General features: G+C 67.9%; 10 protein-coding genes. 1 reads left to right on the top strand and 9 read right to left on the bottom strand.

The window, feature by feature from the left end; all coding sequences use genetic code 11:
* Positions 1-90: 90 nt before the first annotated feature.
* Genes VKG81_RS05780 through VKG81_RS05740 form a run of 9 tightly spaced genes read right to left on the bottom strand, consistent with a single transcriptional unit; the run spans position 91 to position 8525 of the window.
* Positions 91-1059 carry an enoyl-CoA hydratase/isomerase family protein gene (locus tag VKG81_RS05780; RefSeq protein ID WP_324394885.1) on the bottom strand — a complete coding sequence of 323 codons (969 nt, stop codon included), beginning with the start codon at positions 1057-1059 and terminating at the stop codon, positions 91-93.
* 12 nt (positions 1060-1071) lie between these two features.
* On the bottom strand, positions 1072-2235 hold the full coding sequence (locus VKG81_RS05775) for a M24 family metallopeptidase (protein WP_324394884.1): 1164 nt from the start codon (positions 2233-2235) through the stop codon (positions 1072-1074).
* Positions 2225-3460: a Xaa-Pro peptidase family protein gene (locus tag VKG81_RS05770; RefSeq protein ID WP_324394883.1), complete on the bottom strand. Its 1236-nt coding sequence runs from the start codon at positions 3458-3460 to the stop codon at positions 2225-2227. Before VKG81_RS05770 ends, VKG81_RS05775 begins: the two co-directional genes overlap by 11 nt.
* Position 3461: 1 nt before the next feature.
* Positions 3462-4628: an amidohydrolase family protein gene (locus VKG81_RS05765; RefSeq protein WP_324394882.1), complete on the bottom strand. Its 1167-nt coding sequence runs from the start codon at positions 4626-4628 to the stop codon at positions 3462-3464.
* A gap of 12 nt (positions 4629-4640) precedes the next feature.
* Positions 4641-5885 carry a cytochrome P450 gene (locus tag VKG81_RS05760; RefSeq protein WP_324394881.1) on the bottom strand — a complete coding sequence of 415 codons (1245 nt, stop codon included), beginning with the start codon at positions 5883-5885 and terminating at the stop codon, positions 4641-4643.
* 11 nt (positions 5886-5896) lie between these two features.
* Positions 5897-6091, bottom strand: coding sequence for a ferredoxin (locus VKG81_RS05755; protein ID WP_324394880.1), 195 nt, complete (start codon positions 6089-6091; stop codon positions 5897-5899).
* 11 nt (positions 6092-6102) lie between these two features.
* Positions 6103-6759 carry a TetR/AcrR family transcriptional regulator gene (locus VKG81_RS05750; RefSeq protein WP_324394879.1) on the bottom strand — a complete coding sequence of 219 codons (657 nt, stop codon included), beginning with the start codon at positions 6757-6759 and terminating at the stop codon, positions 6103-6105.
* Between the two features lie 60 nt (positions 6760-6819).
* On the bottom strand, positions 6820-7641 hold the full coding sequence (locus tag VKG81_RS05745) for an SDR family oxidoreductase (RefSeq protein WP_324394878.1): 822 nt from the start codon (positions 7639-7641) through the stop codon (positions 6820-6822).
* 50 nt (positions 7642-7691) lie between these two features.
* Positions 7692-8525 carry an alpha/beta fold hydrolase gene (locus VKG81_RS05740; RefSeq protein WP_324394877.1) on the bottom strand — a complete coding sequence of 278 codons (834 nt, stop codon included), beginning with the start codon at positions 8523-8525 and terminating at the stop codon, positions 7692-7694.
* Between the two features lie 81 nt (positions 8526-8606).
* Here VKG81_RS05740 and VKG81_RS05735 point away from each other — a divergent pair, with 81 nt between their 5' ends.
* Positions 8607-9434, top strand: coding sequence for an SDR family oxidoreductase (locus VKG81_RS05735; protein ID WP_324394876.1), 828 nt, complete (start codon positions 8607-8609; stop codon positions 9432-9434).
* The last annotated feature ends 129 nt before the right edge of the window (positions 9435-9563 follow it).

Genomic DNA, 9563 nt, shown 5'->3' with positions numbered 1-9563 from the left:
TCGGCCCCGCCGTCGGCAAGCAGCCTGGTGCAGTAGCCGCCCGCGATTCCCGTCGACAGATCCACGACCACGTAGTCGTGCAGCGGCGGCTCAGGGCTCACGGGGTGAGTCGTTCGTCTTGCGACTGGACTTACTCAGCCGGAATTCGGGCGGGAACCTGCGGTCGTTGTCCTTGACCGCGCCGGAGAGCCCGCTGTCGATGGCGTCGTCGAGCATCAGGTCGTCGCCATCGGAGGTCACGCCGCTTCCCATGGACTCGAAGAAGGCCGACAGCAGGCTGCCCATGTATTCGCCCTGGTACTGCTTGACCACCTCGAAGAAGACCTTCTGCATGAACACGGTGTCGACGGGACGGTTACGGGCGCATGCCATCGCGTATTTGTCGACCTCGGCCTCGAGCTGATCGCGCGGAACCACCTTGTTCAAGAAGTTGCACTGGAACATCTCGTCGGCGGTGAAAGGCCGTCCGGTGAACACCATCTCCTGAAACTTCCGCAATCCCATCGTCTGAACCCACGTCCACATCCGCGGGCCCCAGCCGTAATACCGGAAGGACGGGTGGCCGAAAAGCGCGTCGTCGGAGGAGATCACCAGATCCGCGTCGGCGGCCTGGTAGAAGTGCCAGCCGTAACAGTAGCCCTTCGCCTCCACGATGCTGATCTTCTTGAGCTCCTGCAGCGGTCGGTTCCCTGCCTGCGAGTTCGCGTACCACGCGCTGATGGTGGCGCCGTGGCGGAAGGAGCCCTTGGGAGGATACTCGACGTCGGTGTCCGCCAGCCGCAGTTCGGCAAGCCGCAAAGCGGGCGAGTCATTGCCCTCCATGAACTCGGGAAGGTCGGCGCCGCCGCCGAAATCGTCCCCGACCCCACGGATCACCACAACCTTGACATCGTTGTCGACGGTGGCACCACGCAGCAGATCCGCGTAGCGCAGCCGGGCCGCCGAGGTGGGGGCGTTCAGGTACTCGGGCCGGTTGAACGTGATCGTCGCGATCTTGGTTTTCGGGTCCTTGGCGTAGAGGATGATCTCCTCCGGCGAGGGACGTCCGTCATCCGACATTCGATCTCTCCTTCAGCCCACGCCGATACCGGCGCGGCTGCCCGGTTCGTTGCTCTTCGCGCGTGACGGACTGGAGGTCAGCACCTCGGGTCCGTCGGCGGTGATCAGCACCGCTTCCCGCAGGAAAACGGCGCCGACGCCCTCTTGCCAGACATAGCTCGTGACGGCCAGGACCATCCCCGGCTCGAGTCGCTCCCCGGCTGCGGTGCCCGGCAGGCGTGCCGACACGACCGGCGGGTCGAAACCGAGGCCCAGGCCGTGCGCCACCGGCATCGGCGGCAGCGGCTCGCCGGCGGCTTCGTAGGCGGCCAGCAGGTCGCTGCAGTGGGCGCCGGGCCGGCACGCCGCGGCCAGCCCCTTCCACAGCGCGGCAGAGCGTTCGAACAGCTCCTGAGCGGCAGCGCTGTCGGCGTCCCCGGCCGGCCACGTCCGTCCGACCTCGCCGATGTAGCCGTGGGCCAACACGCCGGAAGCGAACGCCACCAGGTCGCCGGCCCGCACACGCGCGTCTTTCCCCACCCGCCGCCACGGATGCTCTCTGGAGGTCACCCAGACCGCGTCCTGGGTGGCCGGCGTGCTCACACCACCGGCGGTCATCGCTTCCAGCAGCACCCCGGTCAACGCCTGCTCGCTGGCGCCGACCCGCAGCCCGGCCACCGCGGCGGCCAGGCCGGCCTCGGCCACCCGGACCGACTCGCGAAGCGCGGCAACCTCTTCGGTTGTCTTGATTCGCCTGGCGGCCCGCATCGCCGGCTCGCCGTCGACCAGCTCCGCGTTGGGGAAAGCCATCGGAAGCAGCTCGGCGAACACCGGGGACAGCGCGTCGGTGCCCACCCGCCGCGCGCGGGCCGCGCCGTCGATCTTCTGCAGGTTGGCGATCGTGTTCATCGGGTTCCACGCGATCCCGTACAGGTTCTCGTGCGGGATGTCCTCGGGTACGCCCTCATCCCAGGTGCTGAGCAGGTGAATGGCCCCGGTTTCGCGCAGCAGGACGCAGGTCGGGGCGAAAGGCCGGGTTCCGGCGACCCACAGTTGCGGAGCACCCGTGACGTAGCGGACGTTGGCCTGCCGGCCGAGGACGAGCACGTCGAGGTCGTGGGCTGCCATCTGCGCCAGCGCGCGCTCCCGCCGCCCGGTGCGGAGAGCGCGATCGTCGGGCAGGACCTCAGTCGCCATAGGGCGTATAGGGGTAGTCGGTCAACTTGATCCAGCCCTCCTCGGTGATCACCACGATCTCTTCGCTGCGGTAGCCGCCGGTGCCGTCCTCCCACACCACCGGCTCCAGGACGAGGACCATGCCGGGTTGCAGGACATACCCCTCGTCGAACTCGTCGCCGAGATCGGTTCCGATCATCGGCATTTCGGCGGCATTCACTCCGATACCGTGTCCCAGGTAAAAATGCGGAAGCCACGGGCGGCTGCCACCGTTGGCCCTGATCGCGGCCCGGCCGAGGTCGGCCGCGGTGGCGCCGGCGCGGGTCACGTCGAGAACCGCGGTCATGATGTCCCGCCACCGGTGGAACTGCGCCTGCTGGCGGGGTGTCGGGTCGGCGCCAACGATCCAGGTCCGGCCGAAGTCCGAACAGTATCCCCCGTAGGTGATGCTGACGTCGGTCCACAGGACGTCCCCCACCGCCAGCTCGCGCTCGGTCGTGAGCAGCGGCAGCGCCAGGTCACCGTGCGTGGTCCACACACCCTCGGCCTTCGAGTGCGGCATCACCTGCCAGATGGGTTCGAGCATGCTGGCCACCGCGCCCAACTCGAAGGCGCGGCGCACGAACTCGGCCGACAGGTCGATTTGCCTGATCCCCGGGGCGAGGGCGGCGTGGACGTCGACCATCGCCTCGTCGGTGATCTTGGCAGCCCTTCGGATACAGGCGATTTCGTCGATGGTCTTCACCGACTTGGCGGCGCTGACGATCACCGCGGCGTCGGCCGGTGCGGCGCCGGGGAAAAGCCCGTCCTGCGCGCGCCGCATGGCACCGGTGAGCTCGTCGACCGCCACCGTGGTCCCCCGGGGGGCCAGATCGCCCAGCAGGCGCCCGAAGTTCCGCACGCCTTCGTCGAACTCCAGATACACCGGCTCGTGGACGTGATCGGCGGGCAGCTCGGATTCCTCCGCGGCGCCCTCGCGGAACGGCAGGAACAGGTGCGGCCACTCGTCGTCGGCGAGGACCACCGCGACAGGGCGTTCGACGTGCGACAAACCGGCGTCGCCGAGCCGCCAGCTGGTGCCCGTCGCGTACGCAACGGCGCTGTTACCCAGCAGGATCAACGCGCCCACATCGCGTTCGGCCATCGCCGCCCGCAGCCGCGCACCGGTTTCGCGGCGCAGACGGGTGCGGTCGGGTTCGGCCGGGATCTCAATCGCGGACGTGTCCGCCGCCAGATTTGTCGTCATGCTAGAGGCCCAGGAACTCCCTGATGTTGCCGCTCACGATGCGGGTGGCGGCTTCCGGCCCCACCGCACCGACAACCGCGGCGAGCGACTTCTCCGAATACCCGAAGGTGCTCTCGTTGTGCGGATAGTCGGAGGACCACATCACCTTGTCCACACCGATCCGGTCGATCAATTGCAGGCCCAGCGGATCGACCATGAACGACGCGCTCATGTGGTTGTCCCAGTAGTAGCGGATGTCATGGTCCAAGGGCCGATTGAACATGTGCTGATACGACGCCAGCAGGTGTTCGGCGTCCTGCAGGGCCGACGGAACCCACGCGATCCCGCCCTCGAACCAGCCGATTCGCAGCCTCGGGTGGCGATCGAGGATGCCGCCGAAGATGTACTTGGAGAACATCTCCCGGAACGAGTCGACGTTGATCATCATCCCGACGACGACGCTGTTGACCTCGCACGGGGTTTTCGGCGGGGTTTCCCCGATGTGGTGAGTCACCGGCAGGCCGGCCTCTTCGATCTCGTCCCAGACGGGGCCCATCGCGGTGCTCGAGTAGTCGATCACGTTGCCTTCGTCATCCTTGCCCGGGTTCAAGGGCAACAGGAACGTCTTGAGCCCCAGCGACTTCAGTTCTGAAAGCGTCCGGCGTGTGCCCTGCGGATCCCACCAGTTGATCAGCCCGGCGCCGTAGAAGTGGCCGTTGCCACGCTCCTGCAGCTCGGCCATGTATTCGTTGTAGACGCGGAACGCGAGTTCGCGAACTGCTTTGTCGGGGTAGTGAAAAAGTGCGAGGACCGCGTTGGGAAAGGCGAGCTCCCTGTCGACGCCGTCCTCGTGCAACTCACGGATCCGCGCGTCGATGTTCCGGCTCGCCGCGCCCGCCAGATCGTCGTACTGCATCAGCACGGCGCTGAAATCGCCCGGCAGGAACGACTGTCCCTTGCGGCCGAGCTGATAGGCGCCGTCCTCGTACCAGATCCGCGGGGCCTTGTCCTTCAGGTCGTCCGGGAAGCGCTCGTAGAAGATGTCGTCCGCCAGCGAGATGTGATTGTCGGCGGAGAAGATCTCGGTTCCCGCGGGCAGACCGACGTCACCCCCGGCGTGGCCGTGGCGATTCTTGGGCGCGCCAAAGCCGCCGGGCGGGTAGAGAACTGTGCTGCTGTGACTGGACATCATTGACCTTCCTTACCAGGTGATGGGCAGTTCGTAGACGCCATACGCGAGCCGGTCGTGCTTGAACGGGATCTCCCCGATCGGGACGGCCAGCCGCAGCGTCGGGACGCGGCGCAACAGCGTGGTGAACACGATTTGCAGCTCGGCGCGCGCGAGCTGCTGGCCGACGCACTGATGCCTGCCGTAACCGAACGCGACGTTCTGAGCGGCGCCGTCCCGTTGCAGGTCGACACGGTCGGGTACGTCGAAAACCTTCGGGTCCCAGTTCGCGGGCGCGAGGTCGATGATGATGCCCTCGCCCGCGCGGATGACCTCGCCGGCGATCTCGATGTCCGCCAGCGCGATCCGGCGCTGGCCGTTCTGGATGATGCTGAGGTAGCGCAGCAGTTCTTCGACCGCGTTCGCGACAACCTTCGGGTCGTCGGTGTCGCGCAGCAGGGCCAGCTGCCCGGGGTTCTCCAGCAAGGCCAGCGTGCCGAGACCGATCATGTTCGCGGTGGTCTCGTGCCCGGCGATGAGCAGGCCGGTGCCCAGCTGGGCGGCTTCGCGCACGTCGATCTCGCCGGCCTTGACCCGTTCCGCCAAGTCGGACACGGCGTCCTCGGCGGGTTCGGCCATCTTGGCCTCGACCAGCCGGGCCAGATACTTCGAAAGGCCGGCCGCGCCCCTGCCGGTGTCCTCGGCGGTCGCGTAGCGGCCCAGCCCGATGTTGGCGTGGTGCTGGAAGAATTCGGCATCCTCGTAGGGCACGCCCAGCAGTTGGCTGATCACCAGGGACGGGACGGGCAGCGCAAGCGCCGTGACGACGTCGGCGGGCCGCGGGCCGGCCAGCATCGCGTCGATGTGCTCGTCGGTGATCTGCTGAATCGCCGGCCGCAGGCCTTCGACCCGCTTGAAAGTGAACGGCTTTGACAGCATCCGCCGAAACCTCGTGTGCTCCTCGGCGTCCGAGGTGAACACCGACCGCGGGCGCTTGTGCACCGTCGCCAGCATGCCTTCGTTCCAGTGCGGGAACCCCGGCAGCCGGTCATCGACGCTGACGCGGGAGTCGGAGAACAATGCGCGCACCTCCGCATACCCGGTGACCAGCCACGGTGTGCTGCCGTCCCAGATCCGCACCCTGCTGACCGGTCTGGTTTCGGCCAGCGCGAGAACATCCGGCGGCGGCGCGAACGGGCAGCCGGCGGCCCTGGGCATCGGATAGTCGGGGATCGGCGCTGTCGTCCCGGTTGCGGAGCCGGTCAACGTGTCAGACATGTCCGGTTTTCTCATTCCTCGATGTGGATGGCCAGCGCCGGGCACGCCGCCGCCGCCTTGCGGACCTCGCCGGACAACTCCTGCGGCGGGTTCTCGTCGAGCACGACGACGACGCCGTCCTCATCGCGTTGGTCGAACACCTCACCCGCATGGCGCACGCACTGCCCGGACGAGACGCAGTTGTCCTGGTCGACGATCACTTTCATCAGCATCTCTTTCAGGGGTGCGGTGTCACCGGCGCGAGCCACAGCCCGACGATCGCGTCGATCAGGCCCGATGTGGCTGCGCGCCAACCGGTTCGGGGAATTGCCGCGCCCTCGGCCAGCGCACGTTCGCGGTCCGCGCAGGTGTGCATCAGCAGATTGCGGGCCATGATGTTGCGCTCGGCGTGCACCTCTGCGGGCAGGTCGGGAAGGCAACGGTTGATCCCGTCGATCACCTGCACCAGCGACGGCGACGCGAGCGCGTCCTTGGTGACGATCTTCTGGTAGGCCGGGTCGGCCATCGCCTGAGCGGCGAAGCGGGCATACCAGCTGGGGTTGCCCAGTTCGGCCAGATGCTCGGTAAGCGGGCACACCAGGCACGCGACCCAGTCGCGCAACCGGGTGGAATCCCCCGCGTCGGCCACCATCTGTTCGCGCAGCCGCTCGATGGGGGCGGCGTGTCTGCGCTCGATCGCCCGGACGAGATCGGTCTTGGTGCCGAAGTGGTAGCCGACGGCGGCGTTGTTGCCCTGGCCCGCCGCGTCGCTGACCTGTCTGTTGGACACCGCGTACACGCCGTGCTCGGCGAACAGGCGCTCCGCCGCAGTCAGGATCGCTTCCTGCGTCGTGCTGCTCCGCTCGGCACGCAGCGTCCTGCCGGCTGTCGTCAAGTGGCTCCTTCGTGCAGGTCGGGCCTCGTGAACCAGTGAACACCGGACCTCCGTATTAAGTCAAGCGCTTGATTTAATTGGGTCGCGGCGCCTGATCGGCTTGCCCGCGACGGTCCCGCCGTCCACCGGCAGTACCGTGCCGGTGACGTAGCGGGACCGGTCGCCGGCGAAGTACAGGGCGGCCTCGGCGACGTCGTCGGGTGTGCCCTCGCGCTGCAGCGGCCGGTCGGCGCGCATCGTCTCGCGGATCGCCTTGGTGAACCGCTGCGTGGCCTCCGCGGTCATGTTCGTCGCCGAGGAGGCCAGCAATGGGGTGGGTATGTTACCGGGCGCGATGCAGTTGACGCGAATGTCGTATTGCGCCAGCTCAATTGCGGCGGATTTGGTGAACTGGATGACCGCGGCCTTGGACGCGCGGTATGTCATGACACCGCCGCCGGCCTGTATCCCGCCGATGGAGGTCAAGTTGATGATCGACCCGCCGCCGCCCTCGGCCATGCGGCGCGCGGCGTCGCGGGTGCCGAGCATGACACCGAGCACGTTGACCGCCATGATCCGCTGAAAGTCGGCGAGGTCGTCGTCGAGGAAACTGCGGTGCATCGTGCCCGAGACGCCCGCGTTGTTGACCATGATGTCCAGCCCGCCGAACCGTCGCACCGCGAGCGAAACGAGCGCACCGACCTGGTCCGGCTCGGACACGTCGGTCTGCTGAAAGCACGCGTTCGCGCCGAACCCGGCGGCCAGGGAGTCACCGCGCTCACGGTCGACGTCCGCGATGACCACCTTCGCCCCCTCGGCGAGGAATTTCTCCACCGTGCCGCGCCCGATACCCGAAGCCCCACCGGTGATCACGGCGACCTTGCCGGACAGTTCGTTGACCATGCGCTCGATACCTTTCAGTGCTCATCTCGGTGCTCATCGATGCTCGGTGCTCATCGTTGCTTGGCCGCCGCGCCGAAGAACTCGACGAGCAGCGCGTTGACCGCGTCGGGGCGTTCGATCTGCGGGCAGTGGCCGGCCCCGTCGACGACCGCCGAACGGCCGCCGCGGATCTGCGAGGCGATCCGGCCGGCCCAGCCGGCGGGCAGCAGCTTGTCGCCGCCGCCCTCGACGACAAGCGCCGGAACCGCGACGCGGTCGTAGGCCCGCCCGCTGGCTGGGGTCGGCGGCGGGGCCAGGCCGGGGCGGCGGAACCGGGCGGCCGCGACCGCCTCCCACGCCCCCGGCGCGACGCTCGAGTCGTACCGGCGCCGCACGTAGTCATCGTCGGCCGGGTAGCACGGGTCGTGGAAGAGTGCCCCGACGATCCGGCGCATTCCCGGCAGGGTCGCGTCGTAGGTGTGGAGCGCGTCCATGTATTGGTTGCGCAGGATGTCCCCGCCGCCGCAGATGGCCACCAGCGTGCGCACCGGCAACACCGGCTTGGCCGCGGTTGCGTCGGTGAGCAGCATGATCGCGCCCATCGAGTTGCCGACGAAGTGCGCGGACTCGACGCCCATCAGCTCACAGAACCGGGCCAGGTGCCTGATCCGCATGCCGCGGCCCTCGTTGAAGTCGATGACTTTCGCCGTTTCGCCGAAGCCCAGGAGGTCGGGGGCCAACACCCGATGATGCTCGGCCAGCGCGCCGATGTTGCGCTCCCAGCCCAGCTCCGCGCTCGCACCGAACTCGCCGCCGTGCAACAGCACCACCGGGTCGCCCTGCCCGGATTCGAGATAGCTGGTGGTCAGGCCGTCGACCGTCGCGGTTCTGCGGCGTATCTGCACTGATTGCTCCTCGGCTACGGCGGCGACGACCGATAATGCGATTCTCGTATATGGAGTATGTCACTTACGCGAAGGAGTGTTATGGCCGCCAGCGATGTCGTCGTCGTCATCGGCAGCGGGGGAATGGGGCGGGCCATCGCGCGCCGGGTCGGGGGCGGGCGCACCGTGGTGCTGGCCGACGTCGACCAGGACCTCCTGGACGCGACCGCGGACGAGCTGGTCCGTGACGGTCATCGGGTGGTGAGGAGCACCGTCGACGTGTCCTCGCACGGCGCGGTCGCCGAACTGGCACGGCTGGCCGCCGCGTCCGGCCGCGTCAGCAACGTCGTTCACACCGCCGGGCTCTCGCCCGAGCAGGCATCGGCGGAGAAGATTCTGGCGGTCGACCTGGCCGGCGTCGCCATCACGCTGGAGGAGTTCGGGCGCGTCATCGAGCCCGGCGGGTCCGGCGTCGTCATCGCGAGCATGGCCGCACACATGTATCCCCCGTTCGAGCCCGACGTCGAACGGCAACTGGCCACGGCACCCGCCGACGAGCTGCTGCGCCTCGAGGCCTGCTCGCCGGAACGGATCACCAGCAGCCAGCTCGCCTACCCGTTCGCCAAGCGCGCGAATCTGATTCGCGTCGCCGCCGCGGCGACAAGCTGGGGTCAGCGCGGCGCGCGCATCAACTCGATCAGCCCGGGGGTGATCTCCACCGCCATGGGCAGAGGTGAATTGGCCGGCGGTTCAGGGCAGTTCATGCTGCAGATGGTCGAGGCTTCGGGTACCGGACGAATCGGCACGCCCGACGACATCGCCGCCGCCGCGGAGTTCCTGCTCGGCCCGTCGGCGTCGTTCGTCACCGGCATCGACCTACTCGTCGACGGCGGGGTGATCGCGGCGATGCGTACCGGCGGCCTTTCCTAGCCGACTGTCGTCGTCGGTACGCTGCACGTGCCGCCCGGAAATGAGGCCAACGACGCTTAGCCGATATAACTAGGCTGACGGCGACTGTAGAGGATAAGCGAGTCCGATGCCAGATATCAGCTACGACTG

The organism is Mycobacterium sp., from assembly GCF_035314905.1.
Taxonomy (GTDB): domain Bacteria; phylum Actinomycetota; class Actinomycetes; order Mycobacteriales; family Mycobacteriaceae; genus Mycobacterium.
This window is presented reverse-complemented; position numbering and strand designations above follow the sequence as displayed.

What these genes read in the sequence shown, in the direction of transcription:
- VKG81_RS05775 (WP_324394884.1), bottom strand. Translation starts at nt 2,235, where the DNA reads ATGGCGACTGAGGTCCTGCCCGACGATCGCGCTCTCCGCACCGGGCGG.
- VKG81_RS05760 (WP_324394881.1), bottom strand. Translation starts at nt 5,885, where the DNA reads ATGTCTGACACGTTGACCGGCTCCGCAACCGGGACGACAGCGCCGATC.
- VKG81_RS05745 (WP_324394878.1), bottom strand. Translation starts at nt 7,641, where the DNA reads ATGGTCAACGAACTGTCCGGCAAGGTCGCCGTGATCACCGGTGGGGCT.
- VKG81_RS05770 (WP_324394883.1), bottom strand. Translation starts at nt 3,460, where the DNA reads ATGACGACAAATCTGGCGGCGGACACGTCCGCGATTGAGATCCCGGCC.
- VKG81_RS05735 (WP_324394876.1), top strand. Translation starts at nt 8,607, where the DNA reads ATGGCCGCCAGCGATGTCGTCGTCGTCATCGGCAGCGGGGGAATGGGG.
- VKG81_RS05780 (WP_324394885.1), bottom strand. Translation starts at nt 1,059, where the DNA reads ATGTCGGATGACGGACGTCCCTCGCCGGAGGAGATCATCCTCTACGCC.
- VKG81_RS05765 (WP_324394882.1), bottom strand. Translation starts at nt 4,628, where the DNA reads ATGTCCAGTCACAGCAGCACAGTTCTCTACCCGCCCGGCGGCTTTGGC.
- VKG81_RS05755 (WP_324394880.1), bottom strand. Translation starts at nt 6,091, where the DNA reads ATGAAAGTGATCGTCGACCAGGACAACTGCGTCTCGTCCGGGCAGTGC.